Origin of the sequence: Bacillus sp. PS237 (genome assembly GCF_037963345.1) — a bacterium.
Taxonomy (GTDB): Bacteria; Bacillota; Bacilli; order Bacillales; family Bacillaceae; genus Bacillus; species Bacillus subtilis.
In genome coordinates this window covers 2,593,037-2,618,306 of record NZ_CP150156.1, presented here as the reverse complement: position 1 = coordinate 2,618,306, position 25,270 = coordinate 2,593,037, and the positions used below count along the sequence as shown (strand labels likewise).

Here is a 25,270-nt window from a genome sequence, read left to right as displayed (position 1 = left end):
CAATTTTCGGTGAGACCGCAATAACTTTTTGGCTTCTGATAAGTTTCTTATGATGTTGGTATCAAGTCACACAAGTACATAACTCTCCCATGACTTCTTTCTGATGTAAGTTAATTTCATTATGAGTTAATCGCGAGGATAATTTTATTCTGTGAATAATACTTTAAAAGGATTTAAATTTAAATAATATTTGATTAACGAATAAAAATTCGTTATTATTTAAATTGTATGAAATATAATTCTGTTAAGTTGTATTGGGGGTTGTGAAATGGGTATTATGCTTGACGAAACTGATAAGGCCATCTTAAGAGATTTGCAGGAAGATGCTTCAATATCAAATTTAAATTTATCTAAGAAAATTGGGCTTTCACCATCAGCTTGCCTTGCAAGAACAAAGAACCTAGTAGAAGCAGGTATAATTAAAAAGTTTACGACTATTGTTGATGAGAAAAAACTTGGAATCGAAGTCACAGCACTAGCTCTCATCAACTTATCACCCTTAAATAGGGAGACAATTCATTCATTTTTAGAGGATATAAACAAATTCCCACAGGTTCAAGAATGCTACACACTTACAGGAAGCCATGACTATATGCTTAAGATTGTGGCGAAGGACATGGAGAGTTATCGGAATTTTATCATTGATTCATTAATGCAGAATCCTGCTATTAGTGGAGTTGACACAAGCATAGTCATGAGTACAGAAAAAAGAACTGTCAGTGTGCCAATTGATGAAATGTAGGAGGTTGTTGATTTGAATAAAAATAAAGAATCGTTACATTTAAGCTCTCCTGCTATAAACACTCATATGAATAAGAGAAGTCAAATATGGGCTGCATTTCGTTCTGCATTCCCATATACCATTCCGATTTTTGCGGGGTTTTTATTTTTGGGGATAGCTTATGGAATCTTTATGCATTCTTTGGGATTTAGCGCAATCTATCCAATCATCATGAGTTTTATGATATTTGCGGGCTCAATGGAGTTTGTTGCAGCGAATTTTTTACTTGGTGCGTTCAACCCTATGAATGCTCTTTTTTTGACGTTAATGGTCAATGCCCGGCATTTGTTTTATGGAATTTCCATGTTGGATAAGTACAGGGGGACTGGAAAGAAAAAGCTTTATCTGATTTTCGGAATGTGCGATGAGTCATTTTCTATCAATTATACCGCTAATGTTCCGGCGAATGTTGACAAGGGCTGGTTTATGTTTTTTGTGACACTGCTTAATCATTTATATTGGGTCGCGGGGGCAGCGATAGGAGGTATTTTTGGGTCGTACGTGAAGTTTAATACCGAAGGGCTTGATTTTGTGATGACTGCTCTGTTTATTGTGATATTCATAGAACAATGGATGAAAGAGAAAAAGCATTACAGTGCTCTCTCAGGACTTGGACTTTCAGTAGCCTGTCTTATCCTTTTTGGCGGAAACCAATTTATTATTCCTGCTATGCTCGCCATTTTAGGGGTACTGACTGTTCTGAGAAAACCATTGGAGAAAGCTGAGGTTTCCGTATGACGATGACTATGACGCAGCAAATGATCACCATTGCAATGGTCGTGCTAGGAACAATGCTGACACGGTTCCTTCCATTCATGATTTTCCCGTCTGGCAAACCGACACCGAAATATGTACAGTATCTTGGTAAAGTGCTGCCATCAGCGGTAATCGGGCTTTTGGTCATTTATTGTTTAAAAGATGTGAGTCTGCTTTCTGGAAGTCATGGCATTCCTGAATTAGTTGGAGCAGCTGCAGTTGTACTGCTTCACTTGTGGAAGAAAAATATGCTTCTTTCCATAGCGGGGGGAACCGTTGTTTATATGGTTTTGGTGCAATTGGTTTTTTAACCGATATCGGAAACTATCAAATCATGCTTTTATTAAACTTGATAAAAATATATAAAACTGACACAAGCTTATTTTGGAATCAACACTGTGCCAGTGCAAATAGCATCTGTAATGTTTCCTGGCTATTCAAGAAGTGTCTACTTTAATCGGAGGATATATAATGTCAAAAAAAGTGTCTGCTTCCTATATCATCATTATAGGATTAATGCTATTTGCATTGTTTTTTGGAGCAGGAAATCTCATTTTTCCGCCTATGCTTGGTCAATTGGCCGGGAAAAATGTATGGGTCGCTAATGCAGGTTTCTTAGTGACCGGAGTTGGATTGCCATTACTGGCTATAACAGCATTTGTTTTTTCGGGTAAACAAAACTTACAGTCGTTAGCCAGCCGTGTTCACCCGGTGTTTGGCATTGTATTTACGACGATTCTCTATTTGGCAATCGGGCCTTTTTTCGCTATCCCGAGATCAGGAAACGTATCGTTTGAAATTGGGGTAAAACCTTTTTTATCAAATGATGCAGGCCCTGTCTCATTGATCATATTTACAATATTATTTTTCGGATTGGCATGCGTGTTATCACTTAATCCTTCAAAAATCATTGATATAGTTGGGAAATTTTTGACACCAATTAAGCTGACATTTATCGGATTGCTTGTAGTGGTAGCTCTTATTCGCCCAATTGGAACCATTCAAGCACCGTCAAAAGGGTACACATCACAAGCGTTTTTTAAAGGATTTCAGGAAGGATACCTTACTCTGGATGCCCTTGTAGCATTTGTTTTTGGAATTATCATCGTGAATGCATTGAAGGAACAAGGAGCTTCTACCAAAAAACAGCTGATGGGTGTTTGTGCAAAAGCAGCCGCGATTGCAGCTGTACTCTTAGCAGTTATGTATACAGCTCTTTCCTATATGGGGGCTTCCAGCGTTGAAGAACTAGGGATTTTAGAAAATGGAGCAGAGGTTTTGGCTAAGGTTTCATCCTATTATTTTGGTTCTTATGGTTCAATCTTATTGGGCTTAATGATTACAGTGGCGTGTCTGACGACAAGTGTCGGACTGATCACTGCGTGTTCTTCATTTTTTCATGAACTATTTCCGAACATTTCTTATAAAAAAATTGCTGTCGTTTTATCAGTGTTTAGTACGCTTGTCGCAAATATAGGATTAACCCAGCTCATTAAGGTGTCAATGCCTGTCTTACTGACGATGTATCCTATCGCGATTTCCTTAATATTTTTAACGTTTTTGCATTCTGTATTTAAAGGGAAGACAGAAGTGTATCAAGGCAGTTTATTATTCGCATTCATCATCAGCTTATTTGACGGTTTGAAGGAGGCGGGAATAAAAATTGAAGTTGTGAATCATATTTTCTCTCAGATTCTCCCTATGTATAACATAGGGCTGGGGTGGCTCATTCCAGCTATTGCAGGAGGAATATGCGGCTATATACTGAGTATATTCCGAACAAAAACAAGTTGATCAATCAACAGCAATATCACTCAGATCTGCAGGATCTCCTCCATCAGTGGATACTTCAACTGTTACAATTGGATGTTCTGCCCCTGTCCAACCGAAAATATCAATCTTCCCGTTGTCACCCGAAATCTGTAGGTGAATATTTAATAGTTGTGAGAGCGACTGACTCTTTAGGAAATAGTCAGCCTTTAACTTCAAGACGCAACCAAGTGTCTAGGGCAATGATCTTCGTTCAAAATTCTTTGAATGAAGAAAATCTACATCCTAATATCGGCTAGGTTTCACGATTCAGAGTGCGAAATCACGAAGAAAAAGCAAACTCCATACCGAAGTTTGCTTTTTTGCTCTATACAAACAATGAGATGCGCCTATATTTTTATATCAGACAACTGATCAGAGGTATTTTGAGGCGAAGCCTGCCTTCCATCCATTTATTTACGATTGATCTGGCCTCTTTACCTGAAAATGATCCCTCATATGCGTTAAAAAAGCAGATAAAGCAGGGGTAATTAAAGTGTCTTTCCGCCTTATAAACATGGTTGATACGAAAGAATATTTGTCAGAGATAGTGTGGCTGCAGATGCGGCCTTCTTTTTCATGCGAAGCAATGATTGAACGAGGCAGCAGTGAAATCCCCAAGCCGGCGCTTACACAGCCAATGATCGCTTCAAGTATGCCAAATTCCATTAATTTTATAGGTAATAAACCTTCTTCTTGCAGGATATGATTGAGCTTTGCTCTGTATGAGCATCCTTTACGGAATACAAGCATTGTTTGTGTTTGAACATCCTGAATGGAAGAAATCACAGGGTGTGAAGCACTTGTAACAAGAACCATCTCTTCATCCAATACCTTTTCTTGAACTAAATCAGGGTGTTCAATAGGCCCTGAAATAAAAGCGCCGTTTAACTCATAATGTAAAACTGCTTGTATTTGTTGTTCCGTAGGGCCGGTTACTAGGTTCAAATCAACATTTGGATAGAGGTTATTATAATGTGCAAGGAGTTGAGGAAGCCAAACTGCAGCTGTTGTTTCCATTGATCCTATACGCAGTGGCCCAGAAGGCGCGGATGATTCGCCCATGGCTGCTCTAGCTTCTTCAATAGTATGTAGAATTTTCTCTGAGTAAGAAACAAGAATTTGCCCTGGGGGAGTAAGTGTGATTCCTCGACTATGACGATAGAATAATTTTGTCTGTAAATCGTTTTCTAGTTGTTGTATCTTATTCGTTACGTTCGATTGTGCATAATTTAAAGTCTGAGCAGCCTTGGAAATACTGCCTTCACGAGCAGTAGTGAGAAAAACCTGTAACAACTGAATATTCATCTAGTCCTCCATAGTTGATATCTGATTTTGAGATGTCTTCCATCTTAATTTTGAATTATATATGATAGCAGAGCTTCATGTAAACTAAAGCTTAGAAGAATAAATGATTTCTAAAGTAAGTGATAAAGCTATTTCAAAAAATGGTTAATTACTCGAAGTTGATTCTGTATATTGCCTATGGAAATACACATCATAACATAGGCTTGACTAACACCAGAATGAAGGGGTTATTGGGAAATTACTTTATTTTCTAAATGTAGCAGCTGCTTGGAAATAGCTGACACATTAACGAATGAAATTAAAAAGACTGTTGTAGTAGAAGGAGGGGATTTTATGCCATTACTTCGTTTTGACTTAATAGAAGGGCGAGATCAATCAAGTTTGAAAAAACTTTTAGATGTCGCTCACAATGTTGTAGTAGAGGCTTTTGATGTGCCTCAACAAGACCGTTATCAAATTGTTCATGAACATCCAGAAAATCATATGATTATTGAGGATACTGGGTTAGGATTTAACCGAACTAAAAATCTTGTTGTTCTTTCAGTTACAAGTAAATCCCGACCGGAAGAGAAGAAACAAAAATTTTACAGGCTGTTAGCTGAAAGACTGGAATCTGAGTGTGGTATCGCATCAACTGATTTAATTGTATCTATTGTTGAAAATGATAATGCTGACTGGAGTTTTGGACTTGGTGAGGCTCAATTTTTAACAGGTAAATTGTAGTTGAATACTACCCTCAAATGCTTGATTGAAGAAAAGGATAGAGAAACTAGGGTAGCGGAGCAAACCATGTGTTTGCTCCGCTTTTTTATGTTTATAAAAGAATAATTAAGGAGGTATTGTGGATTTCTATAAAAATATTTTGACATTTCAGTAAAGAGCAGATATATTTATATATGAACACATGCTCATATATAAATATTATTTGTATCATGTTAGAATGCTTCATAACAGATTTGAAATAATAAATACATATGTATTAAAAACTTTAGGTAAGGAGGAGTTTTTTATGGGTCACAATCATAATGAAGGAGCAAATAAAAAGGTTTTATTGATCTCTTTTATCATGATTACAGGTTATATGATTATAGAAGCTATAGGTGGATTTTTAACAAATAGCCTGGCGCTTTTATCTGATGCAGGCCATATGCTGAGTGATTCAATTTCATTAATGGTTGCCCTGATTGCTTTTACATTAGCTGAAAAAAAGGCAAATCACAATAAGACATTCGGCTATAAACGATTTGAGATTCTTGCAGCTGTGATAAACGGTGCTGCCTTAATTCTTATTTCTCTTTATATCATTTATGAAGCAATCGAACGCTTCTCTAATCCACCAAAAGTAGCAACAACCGGCATGCTTACAATTAGTATCATCGGGTTAGTTGTGAATCTATTGGTCGCTTGGATTATGATGAGTGGCGGAGATACAAAGAATAATCTGAATATAAGAGGAGCTTATTTACATGTAATAAGCGATATGCTCGGCTCTGTAGGTGCCATTTTAGCTGCCATACTTATCATCTTCTTTGGATGGGGCTGGGCAGATCCATTGGCTAGTATCATTGTGGCTATTCTTGTTCTAAGAAGCGGTTACAATGTGACTAAAGATTCCATTCACATCTTAATGGAAGGAACTCCAGAAAATATCGATGTCTCTGATATCATTCGTACAATTGAAGGGACAGAGGGAATTCAAAACATTCATGATTTACACATATGGTCTATCACAAGCGGATTGAATGCTCTTTCTTGCCACGCAGTTGTTGACGATCAACTGACCATTTCAGAAAGTGAAAATATTTTACGCAAAATTGAACATGAACTTGAGCATAAAGGCATTACGCACGTAACCATTCAAATGGAAACCGAAGCGCATAACCACGACAATGCGATCCTTTGTCAGCCCAAAATGGAGAAGCAGCGTGACCACCATCACCATTAAATTTTTTATCTAACTTTATAGTGAGGAGATCAACTAGGATTTTGCAGATTCTGTCTACTGACAATTTGAAATTGGCGGGGTGATAATGTGTACGACACTATAGTAATCGGGGCTGGTCAAGCAGGGATCTCAATAGGATATTATCTTAAGCAGTCCGATCAAAAGTTTATCATTTTGGATAAAAGTCATGAGGTGGGGGAGAGCTGGAAAGATCGGTATGACTCATTAGTTTTATTTACTTCTCGAATGTATAGCTCTTTGCCTGGAATGCATCTTGAAGGAGAAAAACATGGATTTCCTTCAAAAAATGAAATTGTTGCTTATCTAAAGAAGTATGTTAAAAAATTTGAAATTCCAATCCAATTACGGACAGAAGTAATAAGTGTCCTAAAAATAAAGAATTATTTCTTAATAAAAACAAATCGGGAAGAATATCAAACGAAGAATCTTGTCATTGCTACAGGGCCTTTTCATACCCCTAATATTCCATCAATATCAAAGGATTTATCCGATAATATTAATCAACTACACTCATCACAATATAAGAATTCAAAACAATTGGCATATGGAAATGTACTAGTAGTTGGTGGTGGGAATAGTGGTGCTCAAATAGCTGTTGAATTATCCAAAGAAAGAGTTACATATTTAGCTTGTAGTAATAAACTTGTTTATTTCCCTTTAATGATCGGAAAAAGAAGCATCTTTTGGTGGTTTGATAAACTAGGAGTTTTACATGCAAGTCATACATCAATAGTAGGCAAATTCATTCAAAAGAAAGGTGATCCAGTATTTGGGCATGAATTAAAACATGCAATAAAACAGAAGGAGATCATCTTAAAAAAAAGAGTCATTGCCGCAAAGCAAAATGAAATCATTTTTAAAGATTCATCTACATTAGAAGTAAACAATATTATTTGGGCTACTGGTTTCAGGAATCCCTTATGTTGGATAAATATAAAAGGTGTTTTGGATCAAGAAGGTCGAATCATACATCATAGAGGTGTTTCACCTGTAGAAGGATTGTACTTTATAGGTTTGCCTTGGCAGCATAAGCGAGGTTCAGCGTTGCTTCAAGGCGTAGGAAATGATGCTGAATACATTGTAAAACAAATGAACGGTGAATAAACGAAGCAGAGCAGTAACTCACATGTTTACTGCTCTATTTTTTGCGTGAATAAGGGTAGCGAAGTGGAGATGAGCCTTCTCTTTTATTTAAGAAGTTAGAATATAGAAAGAGAAAAATCACTTTAAGCCATACTCATATTTTTATGTTCAACAATGGTCTTTAGGAGGCTGCGCATTGAATTTGTCAGGTACGCATCTTTATGGCGTATAAAAATTGTTGAGATACAGCTGTCTTTCTCAGGCAATGGGTGGCAATAAACCTTACCTTGTACAGCTAGATGCATAACAGCAGATTCCGGTACCACTGTTATACCGAGTCCAAGTGCAACACTATTTAAGATTGTCTCTAGGATGTTAAATTCCATCATTCTGTTTGGGAGCACACCTTCATCTTTGAGCCATTGTTCAAGCCTAGACCGATACCCGCACCCCTGGTTAAAAACAAGAATCGGAGTCGTTGAAAAATCCTCTATATTAAACGTTTTGTTACTGGTTACAAGAGTAAGTTTTTCAGTATAAACATCATACTGTTCCAGAATAGAATGTTTCAAGGGGCCTGAAATAAAAGCTCCGTCTAATTCGTGATTCATGACCTTTTTAATAAGTTCCTCTGTTAGACCAGCCTGCAATGATAAATCCACATTAGGATACTTTTTATAATAGGAAGCTATGATGGTCGGCAGTATCCTCACTGTTTCCACTGTACCGATTTTTAATATTCCAGACGGTATTTCAGTATCTAGAAAGACTTGCTCCAGTTCTTCAACATCTTTCAAAATTTTGTTAACGTATTCAATCATTTTTCGGCCCTCTGGGCTTAGTGAAACCCCTTTTTTATGGCGATTGAAAAGAGGTGTTTTGAGCTCATTCTCTAATTGCTTAATCCGCGCAGTTACATTAGATTGTACATAATTTAACTCTTTTGCAGCACCGGTAATACTCTTGTGATGGGCTACGCATTTGAAAATTTGTAAGTCTCGCAGTTCCATGAAGATCCCCCCTTCATTAAAGTATCATTATCAATGATGTTTTTCATCACTTTTGTTCATTTTACTTGATGCTTACTTCTTTTTATAATTCTCATTGTAATTTTAAAGAAAAGGAGGGGAATTCAATGAAAAAAGGTCAATTATTCATTGGTGCCCTTACATGTTTAGTAGCAAGTATGTCTTGGGGCGCGATGTTTCCAGTTGCAGATCATGCATTAGAATTTGTTGATCCGTTTTATTTTTCATTTATTCGCTACGGTGTGGTAACGATTATGTTAGTGATTTTATTATTGGTGAGAGAAGGAAAGAAATCATTTCATTTAGAGGGTAAAGCAAAATGGATCATTTTATTTGGGGTGATGGCGTTTACTATATACAATGTTCTTATTTTTTTAGGTCAAAGGTTGATGGGGAAGTCTGGAATTATGACAGCATCCATTGCCGAGGCACTCATGCCGATGCTTTCAATTGTTATTCTATGGGGATATAAACATGTGAAACCTAAAAAATACACAATGATCAGTATATTGATTGCCTTTTTGGGGGCTTCGATGGTCATAACCAAAGGTAATATAAGTTTCTTTTTTTCATTAGGGGATCATCTATTCTCGATACTCTTTATATTCATTGGTGTTTTAGGGTGGGTTGTCTACACAATGGGGGGACAGATATTCCGAGAGTGGTCCACACTTCGTTATTCAACTTTGACATGTTTATTCGGCACAGCTATAACAGGAATCATGACAGCTATACTTACCGCGCAAGGTTACGTGTCGGTACCGAGTATTAAAGTGATTGCAGCAATTAAGTATGATTTTTTATTTATGATTACTTTACCAGGTATCATAGCCCTCCTTAGTTGGAACTATGGCATTAAAATCCTATCATCCATTAATGGGATTTTATTTATTAACTTTGTCCCCATTACTACATTGTTAATCATGGTGATCAAAGGATATAACATAACTGCTTTTGATATAGTAGGAACACTGTTTGTCATTATTGGACTCATTTTAAATAACATATATCAGCGTAAGGAAGATTATAAGCAGGTATTGCAAAAAGAAAAAACAAATTTGACTATCACTTAGACAGTGGGGGATTTAAAATGTTTGAAGGTTTATTGTTTTTCATTTCAGCTGGAATTGTCTGTGAACTTGCTGCAATTAATAGAAATGGCCGCAAAAATATAAAGCAACAGGCCGAATTGATTCAAATTTTAAAAGAAAATCTTTATAAAGACATTAAATAAATCAAGACGGTTGGGTATTATTGAAACACACCAGAAAATTCAGGTGTGTTTTTATTTTGCTTTCTTTTTTAAGCCTTAAAACGCCACTAATCGTTAGTTGAAGACTATGGGAACCACTCTCCATACGGAAAAAGATGATTATTTACATCATTCAGAGTTGATTTTAGGTTCTTTTGAACTTATAATGTTATATATACTGTTTTTTGTTTATTCAATAAATATTTACATCGGAGGTGTACGCCTTACTAGGTAAGGCAAATCATTGACAACCATTAACCTTATAATCTTTACTCTTTTAATTGTCTTAACAGCATTTTTTGTTGCGACTGAATTTGCGATAGTAAAGATCAGGTCATCAAAAATTGACCAACTCATATTAGAGGGAAAAAAAGGTGCCATATCAGCCAAAAAGGTCATTACTCATTTGGACGAATATTTGTCAGCTTGTCAATTAGGGATCACGGTTACAGCGTTGGGAATTGGCTGGGTCGGAGAATCGACTTTTGAAGTGATTTTGCACCCCTTATTTGCTCATTTTCATGTAAGTGAAACAGTCTCACATGTATTGATCTTAGTGATTGCTTTTGTGATGGCGACTTTTTTGCACGTTGTAGTTGGAGAGCTTGCTCCTAAAACACTCGCTATCCAAAAAGCGGAAACCATCACTCTTTTGACTGCAAAGCCAATTATTTGGTTTTACCGCATCCTGTTCCCTTTTATATGGTTTTTAAATGGTTCAGCCCGGTTTATAGTAGGACTCTTCGGTTTGAAACCTGCATCAGAACATGAACTTGCTCATTCTGAAGAAGAACTGCGCATCTTACTGTCTGAAAGCTATAAGAGCGGTGAAATCAATCAAAATGAGTTGAAATATGTAAATAATATTTTTGAATTTGATGAAAGAATCGCCAAAGAAATTATGATTCCGAGAAGAGAGATCGTAGCGATTTCTAGTGAGGATTCTTATGAAACTATTGTTAAGATCATTAAGACAGAGAGCTATACAAGGTACCCAGTCCTAAATGGAGATAAAGATTCAATCATTGGTTTTATCAATGCTAAAGAATTTTTGTCAGCTTATATTGACACAGACCAGAAGATAAAAGAGGATTTCAAGTTAGAAAATCATATCAACCCTGTTATCCATGTTATTGAATCCGTTCCAATTCATGATGTATTGGTAAAAATGCAAAAAGAGCGAACACATATCGCTATTCTTGTGGATGAATATGGCGGCACTTCAGGTTTAGTCACTGCTGAAGATATTCTTGAAGAAATTGTCGGGGAAATCAGAGATGAATTTGATAAAGATGAAGTGCCTAATATTAGAAAAGTAAATGATAATCACTATATCTTAGATTCGAAAGTGCTCATTGAAGATGTAAATGATTTATTGGGAACGACGTTAGCAAGTGACGAAGTGGATACAATAGGCGGCTGGTTTATGACTCAACAAATAGACGCTGCAGTTGGGTCCGTTATAGAAGCCGATGGGTATATTTTTAAAGTGCACGAAACAGTTGGCCGGCATATTAATTATTTAGAAATTGTCCGGAAAAAAGAATAACATCTGGATAAAACACATGAGATTTTGACTAATAAGATGCTTAAAGCCTGAGATGAAATTTTCATCCAGGCTTTTTTAAACAATGATCTTGCAGTTTAAGTAGGTAATCATTATCGAAGTTCAAACGTTTCTCAGCAAACAAGGAGGCTTGGATATCTATAGCTCTTTTACCATTACCTTCTCACCATTAAAGTCGAGTTCACCATTAAATTGAAAACCAAACCTTTGATAAAGGCGTATAGCATGAATATTATTTTCAAATATACTTAAATAAATTCTCTTGCATTTATATAACTCAGCAAGGTGCTGAATGAGGGCTTTAAGCATTTTCTTCCCTAATCCTTTTCCCTGATAGCGTTCGTCAATAAAAAATCGGTCAAGCCAGACTCGTCCGTTTTTATTATCTTCATCATACTCGGGAAACAATCCATACATTGCAAAACCGACTAGATCTCCTTCATAGTAAAGCCCGACAGGTTTATAATAGTGACATTCTTTTGCATCTTCTAAACATACTTTTGTAGATTCAATATATGATAATTGATTCTGGCTGACATGTAGATCAAGAATTGCAGCACGATTATCATCAGTTACTGCTTTTATGTTTATACTCATACTACATTCTCCTTTTTTCTTATCCCGGTATCCTGATATTGCTAAAACTCAGCTTATACTATATTCACGTCAAGCAACATGTAGCCTATCAAATTAAGTACCTTTTCTTATTGTGCCTAACCAGGGGCATTCCCTGCATCCAAATGACTTAACTTTATAGAAAATGAATTAATTCAAAGCTGCAGCATCATTCTTTTTTTCTTTCCAAACCATTGTAAGACCAAGGCCGACAATCATAACGAAACCTGCAAAAAGGAAAGGATAATGAATGTTAAGATCAAATAGTATACCGCCTAGAGCAGGTCCAAATATATTTCCCAGGCTGGTGTATGTGGAGTTCATGCCTGCTACGAAACCCTGCTGGTTACCGGCCATATTGGATAAATGAGCGGTTAAGGCCGGACGTAGCAAATCGAACGCCAGAAAAATAAAACAAGTTACAAGCAAAACAGTTAAAAATCCTGACATAACAGTAGACACGAAAGCCAAGATCGCACCGGTTATTAAGCACAGCTGAATCATTCTTTTCTCTCCAAGTTTGTTGACCAATTTCCCGAATAGTAAAACTTGAATAACTACCGCAACAATGGAACTAATCGTAATAATGGCTGCAATATCTTTTGGTGTGAAGCCAAATTTATGATCAGAAAACAAGCTGAATACCGTTTCATAAGCTGATAAACCAAAAGCCATTACAAAGACGATAATAAATGCAATGAAATAGACAGGATGAATGGATCTCTTCAAGTCTTTAATGAAATTTGATTCCTTTGTATGAGATGAGAGTTGATGGCGTTCTTCTATCGACAATGACTCTTTTAGTATAAAAACGGAAGTGACAGCTGCTATTAACGCGATGGCGGAGGCGAAGAAAAACGGCATGCGGATACCAAAGCCGGCAATAAATCCTCCCGCACCAGGTCCAATAATAAAGCCGGTGCTAATTGCAGCAGAAACATACCCCATAGCCTTTGACCTTTCCTTTAGGGTTGTAATATCAGCTACATATGCTGTTACCGCGGGCATGATAAAAGCCGCACTTACACCACCCAATATCCTCGAGAAATAAAATATTGAAACATGGGTCCCTAATCCGAAAATCAACTCAGATAAACTGAATATAAGCAACCCGAGAATAATCATTTTTTTTCTCCCGAAACGGTCAACCCACCTACCTGCAAAAGGTGAAGTAATTAACTGAGAAATGGCAAAAGCCGCAACAAGATAACCCATTGTGCTGCCGGATAAATGCATGATTTTCATAAAAGAAGGCATAACTGGAATGATTAAACCGATACCAAGAAATGCTACGAAGATGTTGCTTAATAGTATAATGAATATCGTTTTTTGCTCATTTATTGATTTTTTCATCTGAATTCCCCTTTTACTCAATTGAACCCTTTTTACCTATCCTTTTCGCTTGAAGCTTTTTTCAAGTACAATCAAATCATAAGGTATATGGTTACCGTATAGTCAAGGAGGTTTTTATGAGCGAAGATGTTAAGAAGTATTTCACAACAGGGGAGTTTTCGAAGCTCTGCCGTGTAAAAAAACAAACTTTATTTCATTATGATGAGATTGGTCTTTTCTCGCCGGAAATAAAAAAAGAAAATGGGTATAGATATTATTCCTATCATCAATTTGAGACTTTTCAAGTCATCAGTCTATTTAAAGAGCTTGGGGTTCCATTAAAAGAAATAAAGTGTCTAATAAAAGGAAAAACACCAGACAAGATCCTGCATGTTCTAAAAGAAAAGTCTATTGAGATTGATAAAAAAATAAATGAGCTTAAGCAGTTGCAAACGATCTTACAAACAAAAGTGACGCTTACAGAACAAGCACTTGAGACTGATTTTTCCTCAATTTCTTTTGAATATTTAAATGAAGAAACATTCATGTTAAGCCGAAAAACATTAAACTTACCAGAACGAAAATATGTGGCAGCCATTTCAGAACTCATTCATGAAGTTCAGCAATATGAATTAGATGAAGGATATCCGATAGGCGGAATCTTTGCACGGGAACAAATCTTAGAAAAAGACTTCTACAATTACAGTTACTTTTATATAAAAGTAAAAGATGGGGCAGAGAACATAAATTATCATGTACGGCCAAAAGGCCTGTATGCAGTTGGATATGAAATAGGCGGAAATACTGAAGAGGCGTACCGGAGAATCATTGAGTTCATTGAAAGAAATGGAATGCAAATAGGGGAAAATGCATATGAGGAATATATGCTGGATGAGATGGTAGTTGACGGGTATGAAAATACATATGCAAAAATCCTCCTTCAAGTTAAAGAGGTGTAAAATTACGAGATTTTCATATGGAAAATTGTTTCTGTTGTGTGCCCAAAAAGAATATAAACTGGTTTACTAAAAGCGAGCCCACATACAGGAGACGGTACAAACGGCACTGGGAACCGCAAGTCTATCGGCGTTGAAATATGCTATAACGATTCAGGAGGGGATAAATTCTATGCTGCTGAAAAACTGGCCATCAAGGCGCATCCAAAGAGATAAATCTAAAAGAGCTGGGATAGGGGGGACAAACAACAGAATTCCGTATACTCTGTTGTTGTGCTATGTAAATGTTCAAAAGCCATTTAGGATCGTCGACCTTTGATAATCCATCATATAAAGGTGTCATTCGATGTCTTGTTAACAAAGGCTAGTGAAATTCAACATCTAGAAAACGATTACAAGGTCGGTGATAAATTATTCATCCATGAATCAAACGGTGATCGAACATTCATTTTTGTGTTTAATATGAGTTTTCTTGATTTAGCACACTCCCTTAATAAATGCATAGGATACTATCACAAAAATTTATAATTGCGGGGATCAAAAAATGTACTATAACCCTTTTTCGCCTCAATGTTATTATTATGTGACTGTGCCGATGTATAATGATGGAAGATCTGTTTATTGGACTATTCCAAATGAGATGGAGAAAGTACACAGAGGTGCCGATTTGCGCTCTTCATATGAAGATAGAAACCTTCTTTTGAAGGATTATGGACCAAAACCATTTGTTGTAAATATCAATAGAGCCACAAAACAAAACAATACGTTCCGTACTGCTTTATGGACAGGAAAGCATTTTCAAGTTACTTTGATGAGTCTTGGTATTGGAGAAGACATTGGTTTGGAAATCCATCCTAACGTTGACCAGTTCTTACGGATTGAGCAGGGGCGTGGGATCGTCAAAATGGGAAAGAGCAAAGATCATTTGAACTTTCAAAGAAATGTCTATGATGATTCTGCCATTGTTGTCCCTGCCGGCACTTGGCACAACGTAATTAATACAGGAAATACGCCATTAAAACTTTACTCCATTTATGCTCCTCCTAACCATCCATTTGGTACAGTTCATGAAACCAAAGCAGATGCAGTGGCTGCGGAAGATTAGCACAGATATTCTGGAGAATTCTAGAATAATTAAAGTCACATCCAGCATGAAACATGGGGAACCAGTACCATGCTAATGAAACCCCATTTAATATCCAAGCAGCGTGTCTTGTGCTAATTTTAAGTAATTGATAAATAAAGCCGATTTAAAATTAAATCGGCTTATTGCTTTATTCGAGTTCCTTTTAGCAGAATTGGCATTATCGAATGTAAGTATTTTTTCAATCCGCGGATATCGAAATGAATCTATCAGCTCAAAGAAAGTAACTTTCACACTTGACTATATACCTATGGGGGTATATTATTGTTTTGTGAATAAACAAAGAGTTAATAAGGTGGTGTAAATAGTATCAATTATTTAGTTATTGCATTCCTGCTTATTTTTGTGATTATCATTGCAACGTATAGACGTTATTATCCTATAACCGGAATCTCTTGTATCCATAAAGATAAATTAGAGGCTATGGACATCACAATATTAGATATTCGTCATTATAACGATGTAGCCAATTTTTCGGATAATATTATTTTAAACATCCCATATGCGTATCTAAAACGTTTTTATTTAGAGATTCCACGTGATAAAATACACATAATAGCTCGTGACCGGGTGGAATTAAATTTAGGAGTGCGTTTTCTAAAGCGCAAAGGTATCCATGTAAACAGTTATGAACTGGCAACATGTAAATGTAAAAATAAATGAAAGAAAGGATTTCATTGATATATGGAGTATGATCAAAAGATTAAAAACCGCTTACGACGGATTGAAGGACAAATTAAAGGTGTATTGACTATGATGGAACAAGGAAAAGATTGTAGAGAGGTTGTGACCCAATTAGCAGCTTCCCGTAATGCGATCGATCGAGCGATGGGTTTAATTGTGAGCACAAACCTTGAACATTGTGTTCGTGAAAGTTTAGAAAAAGGCGAAGACACACAAAATTTAGTAAAAGAAGCAGTCGACTTATTGGTAAAGAGCCGATAAAAATTCATCAACCTAAGGTTGACGAATTTTTATATGCGTTATATTATACCCCCTATGGTATTTAAAGAGTTGAATAAAAGCAGATCTTTCGAAAAAATTTTTTGACTTTAATATACCCGCAGGGGTAATTAGTTAGGAGAATAAACATGACAGAACAAACAAAACGCACAACAATTGTTTTATTTAGCGGGGATTATGATAAAGCAATGGCAGCCTATATTATTGCAAATGGTGCAGCTGCCTACGATCATGAAGTGACGATCTTCCATACTTTTTGGGGATTTAACGCTTTACGTAAAGAAGAGCTGATTCCAGTGAAAAAAGGATTTCTTGAAAAAATGTTTGGAAAGATGATGCCTCGTGGTGCTGATAAGATGGGTTTATCTAAAATGAACTTTGCAGGTATGGGCCCTAAAATGATTAAAAATGTGATGAAAAAGCATAATGTACTTACTTTACCTCAGTTGATTGAGATGGCTCAAGAACAGGGGGTAAAGCTCGTAGCTTGTACGATGACAATGGATCTTCTTGGTTTACAGGAAAAAGAACTATTAGATGATATTGACTATGCTGGTGTAGCAGCTTATTTGGCAGATGCTGAGGAAGGCAGTGTCAACTTATTTATCTAATGTTACTCATTTACTCATTGCTAAGCGGAATGAGAAGTTTAAAGGCAAGTAAAAATATTGAAGAAACAAGGATTTAAAAACATCACAAATATAAAAGGGGGTATGAATACATGGTGTTAACTTACAGTGAGAAACTTTTTGTATATTTGTATACCCCCACCCCTATATAAGAAAAGGAGGAAAAAATGATGAAAGCAACTATTGTACTAGACGCTAAAGGTTTGGCGTGTCCAATGCCTATCGTAAAAACGAAGAAGAGAATGAAGGATTTAAAAGCTGGTGAAGTATTGGAAATTCATGCGACAGATAAAGGTTCTACAGCAGATCTGGAAGCATGGGCAAAAAGTACAGGCCATGAATATCTGGGTACTGAAGCAGAGGGAGAAATACTTCGTCATTTTCTTCGAAAAGGAGGAGAGCATTCATCAGAAAATGCATCTTCAATTCCTGAGATTTCATTAGAAGCTTTCAAACAGAAAGTAGATAGTGACGAGTCTCTTAACATTTTAGATGTTCGAGAGATAGAGGAATATGAAAAAGCTCATATCCCAGGAGTTGTGCATATCCCTCTTGGTGAAGTGGAAAAGCGCGCTAACGAATTAAACGAAAATGATGAAATTTATATTATCTGCCATTCGGGAAGAAGGAGTGAAATGGCGGCCCGCACCATGAAAAAACAAGGTTTTAAAAAGGTTATTAATGTTGTCCCGGGTATGCGGGATTGGACAGGTAAAACCGAATAAATAAAAAGCATGATGAACAGATGAGTACAAGAGTAGCGATTATTGCGGCAAATAGCGGTCTGTTTGATGCTTATAAAGTCTGTAATATTGCGACAAGGAAAAGAGCATGTCGCAGAAGGTTGTAGGAACGCAAATGTGCCTTCTATTCTTAACTGATTGAAATGGGAGTTGCATGATTTGGTTGTCAAATAACGATGGACGTTATGGGTTTAACAAAAGATGATTTTATGGAAGGAATCGAAGTAGGCGGGGCTGTTACCTTTTTTGGTTTTACGAAAGATGCTGATGTATCCTTAACGTTTTAGTCCCGCTAAAAGATTTGATATAGGAGGTATTGAAACATGACCGTAAAGGCAATGACCCCAAAAGAAGTGACAAAAAAAATCTTTAACAAAGAACCTTTATTTATTTTGGATGTGCGTAATGAAAATGATTTTAGTGATTGGAAGATAGAAGGGCATGACTTTGACCATTTGAATGTTCCTTATTTTGATCTTTTAGATGGCGTAGAAGATATCTTGGAGAAAATTCCTTCTGATAAAGAAGTGCTGGTCGTTTGCGCAAAAGAAGGTTCATCCGTCATGGTATCCGAAATGCTTTCTGAAGCAGGTCATTCTGTATCCTACCTTAAGGGTGGAATGAAAGCATGGAGCGAACATTTAGAGCCGGTAAAAGTCGGGGATTTAAAAGATGGCGGTGAGATGTATCAGTTTGTTCGAATCGGTAAAGGCTGCTTGTCATACATGGTCATTTCCAATGGTGAAGCAGCAATTATTGATGCGACACGTATGGTGAATTTCTTTATAGATTTTGCGAAGGGGAAGGGTGCAACGATTACTCACGTATTTGATACACATCTTCACGCGGACCATATTTCAGGCGGCAGAGTCATTGCTGAAAAAACAAAAGCAACCTACTGGTTACCGCCTAAAGATGCTGAAGAAGTGGAATTCGATTATCAGCCGTTGGAAGAAGGAAATGACATTATTATTGGAAATACAACGATTAAAATTCAACCGATTTATTCTCCGGGGCACACGATTGGCTCCACTTCTTTCATTGTCGATGACCAGTATCTTCTTTCAGGTGATATCTTGTTTATTGATTCAATCGGCAGACCAGACTTAGCCGGTATGGCAGAAGATTGGGTAGGAGATTTAAGAAAAACGCTTTATAGCCGTTACAAAGCGTTATCAAAGGATTTAATTGTATTACCGGCACACTTTATGATCATTGACGAGCTAAATGAGAATGGAAGTGTTGGTAAACAACTAAGTACATTATTTAGCGAGAACCATGGTTTGAACATTGCGGATGAAACAGAATTTAGACACCTAGTAACAGATCATTTGCCTCCGCAACCAAATGCATACCAAGAGATTCGAGAAACAAACATGGGGAAAATCAGCCCAGATGAAGAAAAACAGCGTGAAATGGAGATTGGCCCAAACCGCTGTGCAATACGGTAACACAAGTTTCTGCTAAAAAGAGGAGAGAAGAACATGAAATCAGATAAAGTATTAGACGCAAAAGGCTTGGCATGCCCAATGCCAATTGTCAGAACAAAAAAAGCGATGAATGAACTGGAATCAGGTCAAATATTAGAAGTGCATGCAACAGATAAGGGAGCCAAAAATGATCTTACAGCCTGGTCTAAATCAGGCGGACATGACCTTTTAGAGCAAACGGACGAGGGCGATATATTGAAATTTTGGATTCAAAAAGGCTAATGAATGTGAAAGGGTATCGAATAGAAAGATACCCTTTTCCTATGAAAGGAGGCAAATAAAATGGATATTGCCTTTATCACAACTCTTTTCATTATAGGGTTTATTGGTGCCTTTATTTCCGGAATGATTGGTATTGGCGGAGCAGTTATTAATTATCCAATGCTATTGTACATTCCTTCTTTAGTGGGAGTGATGTCATTAACTGCCCATGAAGTTTCAGGGATAGGGGCTATTCAAGTTTTTTTTGCGACACTCGGCGGTGTTTGGGCTTATCGTAAGAGTGGTCTTATAAATAAAACATTAATTATTTACATGGGAAGCAGCATCCTTTTAGGGAGTGTATTGGGGAGTTACTTTTCTCATTATATATCTGAAAAAGGAATTAACTTTATATACGGAATTCTGGCTATTATAGCAGTTATTTTAATGTTTATACCTAAAAAAGGACAGAAAGGACAAGAACATAGCGAAGATAAGGAAGTGATATTTAATAAATGGTTGGCTTCTTCCTTAGCGTTTATCATTGGTGGCGTATCAGGTATTTTAGGAGCTGGCGGCGCCTTTATCCTAGTCCCCATTATGTTATCGATTTTAAATATTCCTGTTAGAGTCACAGTCGCTTCATCTCTTGCGATTACATTTCTTTCATCCATTGGCGCAACAGTTGGAAAAGTAATCACGGGCCAGGTTCTTTTTGTACCAGCTCTGGTTCTTATGATTACTAGTTTAATAGCTTCTCCTATTGGCGCATCAGTTGGGCAAAAAGTAAATACAAAATTCCTGCAATGGGTTTTAGCGCAATTAATAGGTGCGACAGCTATTAAAATTTGGTTAGAGCTCCTTTGATATGAGCCAGCGGGTAAAATGAAAGATTAAAAGATTCATCACTCGTTGGTTTCTTATTAATGTTATGACACTTGGCCGCGTTCAATAAATGTTTCAAGTGTTTGATGAAATTCATTTTGATAATGGTGACTTGGACAAGTCTTGACTATAGTACCATGAAATGCATTTGACTTAGTGGTGTCCAGTGTTGTTTTGCATTAAGACAGCATACATAAAATAAAAGAGACCATAACTTAATCTTTGATCACCTTTTTTAAAACATTTTAATCCTGATTGGTTTAAGGGGTATGGTATGTGATGGGTATAATGAGTCAATATAAATTATGTCTATTTTGTGCCCAAAATAAATAGAGGGACTCGAACTAAAAAAGAGGATGCCAAACTATATAGGTATCTTTGTTTGCTTTAGAGTTATTATATTTGAATATGACATGCCACGTAACAACACGTTATTGCACATATAATTAAGAAGCAACTACTAAGGCAGATTCTTCTCTCTTTTAACACCATATCCAATCAGCCTCAAATGTAATATAATGTTGCCAAACCATATTGGTTGTGGCACCGAGGAGGAAATGATAGGTGGTTTATTTCGTAGCATTTTTTTGTTTTGCTATTACACTTCATAATATTGAGGAAGCTATTTGGTTACCTGAGTGGTCACAACAATCTTCAAAGTTTCAAAAGCCAGTAACTTCAAATGAATTTCATTTTGCTGTCATTGTTATAACTATGTTGGCTTATTTATCTGCATTTGGTTTTTTATATATGCCAGAATCAGATATTGCAAAATGGATTTTCATTGGCTTTCTAGGTTCTATGGTTATCAACGCTATTTTTCCACATCTTATCGCAACTGTTGTAATGAAAAAGTATGCACCTGGACTTCTTACGGGCTTATTGCTTAACATTCCAGTAAACTCATTAGTTATTTATCAAATGTTTTTAAAGAATTTGATTGTATGGAAGGAGTTAATAATATCTACGTTGGTTGTAGGAATTATTTTATTAGCACTTATTCCATTATTATTTAAAGTTGGTGATAAAGTATCTCCTTAATGAGTTTAAATTGGTAAGGATTGAGGGAAAAGGTAGAAATTTTCTAAATAATGGATTATTCTGTATATCGGATTTCTACAAAACAATGTCTTAAGTCATCATTGATTTTGGTGCCCAATTAGTTGCCCTGAATTCATGAAAAAGGATAAAATAGGTGTAAATAAAGTTGCTATTTTAAAATTAGAATCAATTCATTATCGTAAAAAATAATAACTAATTGGCAAAGAAAGGATAATCAGTCTAATGAAAACATTAGTTATCGTTATACATCCTAATTTGGAAACGTCTGTTGTCAACAAAACCTGGATGAATCGTTTAAAGCAAGAGAAAGACATTACGGTTCATGACCTGTACGGTGAATACCCTAATTTTATCATTGATGTAGAAAAAGAGCAGCAGCTCCTGTTAGATCATGAGCGTATCGTTTTTCAGTTCCCAATGTATTGGTACAGCAGTCCCGCGTTACTCAAACAATGGGAAGATGATGTGTTAACACATGGCTGGGCTTATGGAACTGGAGGAACTAAATTGCATGGAAAAGAACTACTCTTAGCTATCTCCTTAGGCGCACAGGAATCTGATTATCAAGCAGGCGGAGAATATAATATCACGATCAGCGAGCTTATCAGACCGTTTCAAGTCACTGCTAACTATATAGGAATGCGTTTTCTTCCTGCGTTTACACAATATGGGACACTTCATCTTTCAAAAGAAGATGTTAAGAACAGTGCGGAGAGATTGGTTGACTATCTTAAAGCCGAGCATTAATCCGGTATTCGCGAGGGAAGCTGAAACAAATGATGTGTTATGAAATAAGGGTTTGTGACAGATTTTCATAAACTTAATTTCAAAGTTACATCAAATACTTAATTCAGGGGGGGGCATAGTGCGAGGGCTTAAAATTAATTAAAGCAGGGCAATGAGTACGTATTTCTTAATGAAATGTAGAGTTCCTTGGCCTCTAATAGGTACCCGATTTGTGTCCAGAATTCTGAAAAATGATGAAAATAAGTATAAATAAAATAAACATATGCTTTGAATAAAAGCTTTTGTAACTCATGATATGTTTTTACTATGTTGAGGGACTAGTGGGCGTGGTATATGTCAGAAAAGAAACCGATGATTCAAAGGTGTTTTGACCCCTGTTTATGAGACAGGGATCAAAACACCTTTTAAACATCATTATTACCTTCCTCTGATAATGAAATATAAAAAAGTTACCAGCAACTCTCTGCGGCATCTCGCCGTGTTCAATTGTTTAGTCCTTTTTTTTCATAATCTTTACAAATCTGAAAAAGTCATCATCATTCAGTAGGGGCTTGTCATCTTCACGTCCATTGCGATGCATATGCGGATTAGAGTGATGTTCATTGTAGAACTCTACGATATGAAATCCACACTTATTCACATAGAAGTTGATATTTCGCTTTTCGAAATAAGGTGTCACGGTTTCCCAAAGCACAGTATCCGGATACTGTGCTTCAATGGCTTTCCAAGCAGAAAGACCAATCCCTTGGCTGTGATATTCTGGAGATACATAGAATAAATCTAGCGAATTATGATTTGTTTGGCTGTTGATACGTACTACTGCACCACCGACATTCTTACCATCCTGAAGAATATGATATACCACTGCTCCGGGAGCATTGAAAGACTCCTGAACATCATTGTCCGATGGAATCGGCCCATCTTCGCAATCACCGAACGTTTCAATCACGGCGATCGCAAAGGCTTCTTGTAATTTTTTTTGGAATTCTGGCAGATCAGATTCCTTTGCTAGTTCCAGAATAACTTTTGGTTCATTTTTAGTTTTCATGATTGTTCACTCCCTCAGTTGCTAAAATATAGAGTTCAGTCGTTCAGTAAAACATTCGAGCTGCTCTGCGAGGCCTTTTCACAAAAAAGTGATTCCATCGCTCTTTCTTCCGCGGTAAATTTGGCGTTAAAATACTTCAAAAGCTTTCTCCTGTCTTTTTGTATGATTCTTTTTCTTTGTTTCATTGGAAAACAAGCTGCATGTAACCCTAATTTACTATTGTTCACTACCGTATTAAGTGTCGTATGCGGGATTTGTCATCATTCTCGAATTTTTCCTGCGAAAAGTTACAAAAATAGTCGAATGAGGCGCCTTTGACTATGAACATGCGTAAAAGATTCAATTTAGATTCGATCATGAGCAATGCACATTGAGTAAACTCTGGTGGATTTATTAGCCCAAAGAAGCCTAAATGATATAAAAATAACTAGTCCATATATCAAATCTGTCCGTTTAATGCCCGCTTCATTCAACAACACTAATTTGAAGTCATGCAATCTGTGCAAGGGGGTTATTTCTGAATAGATTTTTCCGAATGCAGCGGAGTTGCTTTGGGACTCCCGTTTACTTTGCCGTACGTCAGCTTGCGCCATACTAATTCCATCGGACCGTACCTAAACCGTTTCAACCACAATGTACTAAAGCTCATAAGAACGAAGTACACGGCCAGACTGAACATGAACGTGCCGGCGGATTGAATATGATCCGCAAGCCCGAATCCGTACCTGAGGAACAGAACTGTTCCAATGATAGAGTGAAGCAGATAACAGGTCAATGACATCCGTCCGACTTTGGTGAATATCATCATAGGGCCTCGCAGCTGAGGAAGGTATAGAAACAGCATTGCAAAAGTGCTCATATAAAACATACTTCCGGTTAAGCCGCCATTTTGACCCAAGACAGAGGAAATGTCCTTCCACAGCATATTCTCAGAAAGATTAAACATGTCTAGTAATATACTGCTTTGTGTTATTAGAAAAGCGATTGTGCTAATGATCCAGATACGCTTCCATATAGGCTTTTTCGCTTCCATGTCTTTGAAAAATTCCATCTTAACAAAGTACACGCCCAGCAGAAACATGAGAAACATGGAATAGATCATAGAGAAAGAGCCGGCAGCCATCGTGACCATATCTGTCCACCGAGTGCTGATGGATTCCATGTAGGTAAGGCTGCTGTGGCTAAACAAAGTAAACTCTGAAAAATTCGGGTTTTTTGACCCTGCAGTATTGATGACATTGTACAACATTGTGAAAACAGGAGTCAGGAATTGAAACACGATAAGTGCGATAATCCATCTAAGCACCGTTTTGGCCGTGCGTTTATAGAAGGCGAGTAACAGGAAGCCACTTACGGCGTAAAAGGCCAATATGTCACCGACCCAAACAAATGTGATGTGCAAAATGCCAAATCCCAACAGGATAGATAACCTGCGGGCAAACAGCTTGTTGGGACTCTCTACCTTCTGCGCGGCTCGATCCATAAAGATCATAAACCCGACTCCGAACAGGAAGGAGAATAACGTAACGAATTTCCCTTCGGCAAACCAGGAAACCAGCTTATGCAGTACGTCATCGGAGGCCATTTCGAATCCCTTTACTGAATCTACGATCAGAAAATAATTGACAATAATAATGCCAAGCAAGGCAAATCCTCGTACGATGTCCAGAAAATGAACCCGTTCCCGCAGACTCACCGGTTGCCCGCGTCCTTCTTTTTGTACAATCATATCAATACTCCTTTCCCATTTATCACGGCAATGTGTAGTGCGGATCTGAAAAACTTGAGCCTTACAATGGATAAATATAAAGACCGAATCTTAACAATTTATGAAGAGTCATCTTTTTTTTTAGAAAATGTGACAAATTTGTGGCGAGCATCAGCTTTCATAAATTGTTAAGATTT

At 36.9% G+C, this 25,270-nt stretch carries 29 protein-coding genes and 4 pseudogenes; 26 read left to right on the top strand and 7 right to left on the bottom strand.

Going from position 1 to position 25,270, the window contains the following annotated elements; translation table 11 throughout:
* Nucleotides 1-268: 268 nt before the first annotated feature.
* The 5 genes from azlB (at nucleotide 269) to NST22_RS13595 (ending at nucleotide 3,606) form a co-directional block, all read left to right on the top strand.
* On the top strand, nucleotides 269-742 hold the full coding sequence (gene azlB / locus NST22_RS13615) for an azlBCD operon transcriptional regulator AzlB (protein ID WP_004399001.1): 474 nt from the start codon (nucleotides 269-271) through the stop codon (nucleotides 740-742).
* Between the two features lie 12 nt (nucleotides 743-754).
* Complete coding sequence (gene azlC / locus NST22_RS13610; protein ID WP_015251618.1) at nucleotides 755-1,519, top strand: azaleucine resistance protein AzlC; 765 nt, start codon at nucleotides 755-757, stop codon at nucleotides 1,517-1,519.
* Nucleotides 1,516-1,848 (top strand): branched-chain amino acid transporter AzlD, encoded by a 333-nt coding sequence (azlD, locus tag NST22_RS13605; protein WP_003245988.1) that lies wholly within the window; start codon nucleotides 1,516-1,518, stop codon nucleotides 1,846-1,848. Before azlC ends, azlD begins: the two co-directional genes overlap by 4 nt.
* A gap of 160 nt (nucleotides 1,849-2,008) precedes the next feature.
* Nucleotides 2,009-3,331 (top strand): branched-chain amino acid transport system II carrier protein, encoded by a 1,323-nt coding sequence (gene brnQ, locus NST22_RS13600; protein WP_003229870.1) that lies wholly within the window; start codon nucleotides 2,009-2,011, stop codon nucleotides 3,329-3,331.
* Complete coding sequence (locus NST22_RS13595; protein WP_032677115.1) at nucleotides 3,289-3,606, top strand: hypothetical protein; 318 nt, start codon at nucleotides 3,289-3,291, stop codon at nucleotides 3,604-3,606. The genes brnQ and NST22_RS13595 overlap by 43 nt, the downstream gene beginning before the upstream one ends.
* A gap of 157 nt (nucleotides 3,607-3,763) precedes the next feature.
* Here NST22_RS13595 and gltR read toward each other — a convergent pair whose 3' ends face one another.
* The gene (gene gltR, locus NST22_RS13590) at nucleotides 3,764-4,654 is read right to left on the bottom strand and encodes a glutamate biosynthesis transcriptional regulator GltR (protein ID WP_003229871.1); all 891 of its coding nucleotides are present in this window, start codon (nucleotides 4,652-4,654) and stop codon (nucleotides 3,764-3,766) included.
* Nucleotides 4,655-4,987: 333 nt separating this feature from the next.
* On the opposite strand from gltR, the gene NST22_RS13585 reads away from it, so the two are divergent.
* The 3 genes from NST22_RS13585 to NST22_RS13575 all read left to right on the top strand — a co-directional run bounded on the left by NST22_RS13585 (nucleotide 4,988) and on the right by NST22_RS13575 (nucleotide 7,724).
* Nucleotides 4,988-5,377 carry a tautomerase family protein gene (locus NST22_RS13585; RefSeq protein ID WP_004398711.1) on the top strand — a complete coding sequence of 130 codons (390 nt, stop codon included), beginning with the start codon at nucleotides 4,988-4,990 and terminating at the stop codon, nucleotides 5,375-5,377.
* 286 nt (nucleotides 5,378-5,663) lie between these two features.
* Nucleotides 5,664-6,599: a CDF family zinc transporter CzcD gene (czcD, locus tag NST22_RS13580; protein ID WP_003229873.1), complete on the top strand. Its 936-nt coding sequence runs from the start codon at nucleotides 5,664-5,666 to the stop codon at nucleotides 6,597-6,599.
* A gap of 87 nt (nucleotides 6,600-6,686) precedes the next feature.
* Complete coding sequence (locus tag NST22_RS13575; RefSeq protein WP_003229874.1) at nucleotides 6,687-7,724, top strand: NAD(P)/FAD-dependent oxidoreductase; 1,038 nt, start codon at nucleotides 6,687-6,689, stop codon at nucleotides 7,722-7,724.
* A gap of 122 nt (nucleotides 7,725-7,846) precedes the next feature.
* On the opposite strand, the gene czcR is transcribed toward NST22_RS13575, so the two are convergent.
* Nucleotides 7,847-8,713, bottom strand: coding sequence for a LysR family transcriptional regulator CzcR (gene czcR, locus NST22_RS13570; protein WP_004398672.1), 867 nt, complete (start codon nucleotides 8,711-8,713; stop codon nucleotides 7,847-7,849).
* A 125-nt stretch (nucleotides 8,714-8,838) separates the two neighbouring features.
* Between czcR and NST22_RS13565 the strand changes: the two genes are divergently transcribed.
* The 3 genes from NST22_RS13565 (at nucleotide 8,839) to NST22_RS13555 (ending at nucleotide 11,532) form a co-directional block, all read left to right on the top strand.
* Nucleotides 8,839-9,804: a DMT family transporter gene (locus tag NST22_RS13565; RefSeq protein WP_004398909.1), complete on the top strand. Its 966-nt coding sequence runs from the start codon at nucleotides 8,839-8,841 to the stop codon at nucleotides 9,802-9,804.
* Nucleotides 9,805-9,821: 17 nt separating this feature from the next.
* Complete coding sequence (locus NST22_RS13560) at nucleotides 9,822-9,965, top strand: YrzO family protein (protein ID WP_003229877.1); 144 nt, start codon at nucleotides 9,822-9,824, stop codon at nucleotides 9,963-9,965.
* Nucleotides 9,966-10,227: 262 nt separating this feature from the next.
* Nucleotides 10,228-11,532, top strand: a complete 1,305-nt coding sequence (locus NST22_RS13555; protein ID WP_003246022.1) for a hemolysin family protein — start codon at nucleotides 10,228-10,230, stop codon at nucleotides 11,530-11,532.
* Between the two features lie 156 nt (nucleotides 11,533-11,688).
* Here NST22_RS13555 and bltD read toward each other — a convergent pair whose 3' ends face one another.
* Nucleotides 11,689-12,147 carry a spermine/spermidine acetyltransferase gene (gene bltD / locus NST22_RS13550; RefSeq protein ID WP_003229879.1) on the bottom strand — a complete coding sequence of 153 codons (459 nt, stop codon included), beginning with the start codon at nucleotides 12,145-12,147 and terminating at the stop codon, nucleotides 11,689-11,691.
* 168 nt (nucleotides 12,148-12,315) lie between these two features.
* On the bottom strand, nucleotides 12,316-13,518 hold the full coding sequence (gene blt, locus NST22_RS13545) for a multidrug efflux MFS transporter Blt (protein WP_003229880.1): 1,203 nt from the start codon (nucleotides 13,516-13,518) through the stop codon (nucleotides 12,316-12,318).
* Between the two features lie 116 nt (nucleotides 13,519-13,634).
* On the opposite strand from blt, the gene bltR reads away from it, so the two are divergent.
* The 15 genes and pseudogenes from bltR to NST22_RS13470 all read left to right on the top strand — a co-directional run bounded on the left by bltR (nucleotide 13,635) and on the right by NST22_RS13470 (nucleotide 22,317).
* Complete coding sequence (bltR, locus tag NST22_RS13540) at nucleotides 13,635-14,456, top strand: multidrug efflux transcriptional regulator BltR (protein ID WP_003229881.1); 822 nt, start codon at nucleotides 13,635-13,637, stop codon at nucleotides 14,454-14,456.
* Between the two features lie 63 nt (nucleotides 14,457-14,519).
* A pseudogene (locus tag NST22_RS13535) lies at nucleotides 14,520-14,651 on the top strand (hypothetical protein); the annotation flags it as partial.
* A complete protein-coding gene (locus tag NST22_RS13530) occupies nucleotides 14,626-14,772 on the top strand; it encodes a hypothetical protein (RefSeq protein ID WP_009967843.1) in 147 nt (48 codons plus the stop codon). The pseudogene NST22_RS13535 and the gene NST22_RS13530, both read left to right, overlap by 26 nt.
* Before the next feature lie 225 nt (nucleotides 14,773-14,997).
* Complete coding sequence (locus NST22_RS13525; protein WP_004398494.1) at nucleotides 14,998-15,558, top strand: cupin domain-containing protein; 561 nt, start codon at nucleotides 14,998-15,000, stop codon at nucleotides 15,556-15,558.
* A gap of 384 nt (nucleotides 15,559-15,942) precedes the next feature.
* On the top strand, nucleotides 15,943-16,260 hold the full coding sequence (locus tag NST22_RS13520; protein WP_015649913.1) for a hypothetical protein: 318 nt from the start codon (nucleotides 15,943-15,945) through the stop codon (nucleotides 16,258-16,260).
* A 21-nt stretch (nucleotides 16,261-16,281) separates the two neighbouring features.
* Entirely contained in the window at nucleotides 16,282-16,542 is a 261-nt protein-coding gene (locus NST22_RS13515) for a metal-sensitive transcriptional regulator (protein WP_003237170.1), read from the top strand.
* A 146-nt stretch (nucleotides 16,543-16,688) separates the two neighbouring features.
* The gene (locus NST22_RS13510) at nucleotides 16,689-17,171 is read left to right on the top strand and encodes a DsrE/DsrF/DrsH-like family protein (protein WP_003229885.1); all 483 of its coding nucleotides are present in this window, start codon (nucleotides 16,689-16,691) and stop codon (nucleotides 17,169-17,171) included.
* A gap of 23 nt (nucleotides 17,172-17,194) precedes the next feature.
* Nucleotides 17,195-17,291: pseudogene (locus NST22_RS13505) on the top strand (rhodanese-like domain-containing protein); the annotation flags it as partial.
* 65 nt (nucleotides 17,292-17,356) lie between these two features.
* The gene (locus NST22_RS13500; protein ID WP_004399169.1) at nucleotides 17,357-17,914 is read left to right on the top strand and encodes a sulfurtransferase TusA family protein; all 558 of its coding nucleotides are present in this window, start codon (nucleotides 17,357-17,359) and stop codon (nucleotides 17,912-17,914) included.
* Nucleotides 17,915-17,934: 20 nt separating this feature from the next.
* A pseudogene (locus NST22_RS13495) lies at nucleotides 17,935-18,219 on the top strand (DsrE/DsrF/DrsH-like family protein).
* A gap of 29 nt (nucleotides 18,220-18,248) precedes the next feature.
* Nucleotides 18,249-19,383: pseudogene (locus NST22_RS13490) on the top strand (MBL fold metallo-hydrolase).
* A gap of 33 nt (nucleotides 19,384-19,416) precedes the next feature.
* A complete protein-coding gene (locus tag NST22_RS13485) occupies nucleotides 19,417-19,644 on the top strand; it encodes a sulfurtransferase TusA family protein (RefSeq protein WP_003229888.1) in 228 nt (75 codons plus the stop codon).
* A gap of 60 nt (nucleotides 19,645-19,704) precedes the next feature.
* Nucleotides 19,705-20,490, top strand: a complete 786-nt coding sequence (locus NST22_RS13480) for a sulfite exporter TauE/SafE family protein (protein ID WP_003229890.1) — start codon at nucleotides 19,705-19,707, stop codon at nucleotides 20,488-20,490.
* A 582-nt stretch (nucleotides 20,491-21,072) separates the two neighbouring features.
* Nucleotides 21,073-21,549: an HXXEE domain-containing protein gene (locus NST22_RS13475; RefSeq protein ID WP_004398792.1), complete on the top strand. Its 477-nt coding sequence runs from the start codon at nucleotides 21,073-21,075 to the stop codon at nucleotides 21,547-21,549.
* A gap of 243 nt (nucleotides 21,550-21,792) precedes the next feature.
* Nucleotides 21,793-22,317: an NAD(P)H-dependent oxidoreductase gene (locus NST22_RS13470; protein ID WP_003246192.1), complete on the top strand. Its 525-nt coding sequence runs from the start codon at nucleotides 21,793-21,795 to the stop codon at nucleotides 22,315-22,317.
* Between the two features lie 490 nt (nucleotides 22,318-22,807).
* On the opposite strand, the gene NST22_RS13465 is transcribed toward NST22_RS13470, so the two are convergent.
* From NST22_RS13465 to NST22_RS13455, 3 genes are all read right to left on the bottom strand, one after another.
* Nucleotides 22,808-23,365 carry a GNAT family N-acetyltransferase gene (locus tag NST22_RS13465; RefSeq protein WP_003229892.1) on the bottom strand — a complete coding sequence of 186 codons (558 nt, stop codon included), beginning with the start codon at nucleotides 23,363-23,365 and terminating at the stop codon, nucleotides 22,808-22,810.
* A gap of 344 nt (nucleotides 23,366-23,709) precedes the next feature.
* Nucleotides 23,710-23,958 carry a hypothetical protein gene (locus NST22_RS13460; RefSeq protein WP_119123070.1) on the bottom strand — a complete coding sequence of 83 codons (249 nt, stop codon included), beginning with the start codon at nucleotides 23,956-23,958 and terminating at the stop codon, nucleotides 23,710-23,712.
* Nucleotides 23,877-25,094, bottom strand: a complete 1,218-nt coding sequence (locus NST22_RS13455; protein ID WP_003229894.1) for a DUF418 domain-containing protein — start codon at nucleotides 25,092-25,094, stop codon at nucleotides 23,877-23,879. The genes NST22_RS13460 and NST22_RS13455 overlap by 82 nt, the downstream gene beginning before the upstream one ends.
* Between the last annotated feature and the right edge of the window lie 176 nt (nucleotides 25,095-25,270).

Bases quoted from the DNA above. Each gene is read 5' to 3' on its own strand.
- NST22_RS13480 (WP_003229890.1), top strand. From the start codon at position 19,705: ATGGATATTGCCTTTATCACAACTCTTTTCATTATAGGGTTTATTGGT.
- NST22_RS13460 (WP_119123070.1), bottom strand. From the start codon at position 23,958: ATGGCGCAAGCTGACGTACGGCAAAGTAAACGGGAGTCCCAAAGCAAC.
- NST22_RS13565 (WP_004398909.1), top strand. From the start codon at position 8,839: ATGAAAAAAGGTCAATTATTCATTGGTGCCCTTACATGTTTAGTAGCA.
- NST22_RS13465 (WP_003229892.1), bottom strand. From the start codon at position 23,365: ATGAAAACTAAAAATGAACCAAAAGTTATTCTGGAACTAGCAAAGGAA.
- NST22_RS13595 (WP_032677115.1), top strand. From the start codon at position 3,289: ATGCGGCTATATACTGAGTATATTCCGAACAAAAACAAGTTGATCAAT.
- czcR (WP_004398672.1), bottom strand. From the start codon at position 8,713: ATGGAACTGCGAGACTTACAAATTTTCAAATGCGTAGCCCATCACAAG.
- azlB (WP_004399001.1), top strand. From the start codon at position 269: ATGGGTATTATGCTTGACGAAACTGATAAGGCCATCTTAAGAGATTTG.
- NST22_RS13500 (WP_004399169.1), top strand. From the start codon at position 17,357: ATGATGAAAGCAACTATTGTACTAGACGCTAAAGGTTTGGCGTGTCCA.
- NST22_RS13585 (WP_004398711.1), top strand. From the start codon at position 4,988: ATGCCATTACTTCGTTTTGACTTAATAGAAGGGCGAGATCAATCAAGT.
- bltR (WP_003229881.1), top strand. From the start codon at position 13,635: ATGAGCGAAGATGTTAAGAAGTATTTCACAACAGGGGAGTTTTCGAAG.
- NST22_RS13510 (WP_003229885.1), top strand. From the start codon at position 16,689: ATGACAGAACAAACAAAACGCACAACAATTGTTTTATTTAGCGGGGAT.
- czcD (WP_003229873.1), top strand. From the start codon at position 5,664: ATGGGTCACAATCATAATGAAGGAGCAAATAAAAAGGTTTTATTGATC.
- NST22_RS13515 (WP_003237170.1), top strand. From the start codon at position 16,282: ATGGAGTATGATCAAAAGATTAAAAACCGCTTACGACGGATTGAAGGA.
- azlD (WP_003245988.1), top strand. From the start codon at position 1,516: ATGACGATGACTATGACGCAGCAAATGATCACCATTGCAATGGTCGTG.
- gltR (WP_003229871.1), bottom strand. From the start codon at position 4,654: ATGAATATTCAGTTGTTACAGGTTTTTCTCACTACTGCTCGTGAAGGC.
- NST22_RS13455 (WP_003229894.1), bottom strand. From the start codon at position 25,094: ATGATTGTACAAAAAGAAGGACGCGGGCAACCGGTGAGTCTGCGGGAA.
- NST22_RS13470 (WP_003246192.1), top strand. From the start codon at position 21,793: ATGAAAACATTAGTTATCGTTATACATCCTAATTTGGAAACGTCTGTT.
- brnQ (WP_003229870.1), top strand. From the start codon at position 2,009: ATGTCAAAAAAAGTGTCTGCTTCCTATATCATCATTATAGGATTAATG.
- NST22_RS13530 (WP_009967843.1), top strand. From the start codon at position 14,626: ATGCTGCTGAAAAACTGGCCATCAAGGCGCATCCAAAGAGATAAATCT.
- NST22_RS13560 (WP_003229877.1), top strand. From the start codon at position 9,822: ATGTTTGAAGGTTTATTGTTTTTCATTTCAGCTGGAATTGTCTGTGAA.
- NST22_RS13525 (WP_004398494.1), top strand. From the start codon at position 14,998: ATGTACTATAACCCTTTTTCGCCTCAATGTTATTATTATGTGACTGTG.
- bltD (WP_003229879.1), bottom strand. From the start codon at position 12,147: ATGAGTATAAACATAAAAGCAGTAACTGATGATAATCGTGCTGCAATT.
- blt (WP_003229880.1), bottom strand. From the start codon at position 13,518: ATGAAAAAATCAATAAATGAGCAAAAAACGATATTCATTATACTATTA.
- NST22_RS13485 (WP_003229888.1), top strand. From the start codon at position 19,417: ATGAAATCAGATAAAGTATTAGACGCAAAAGGCTTGGCATGCCCAATG.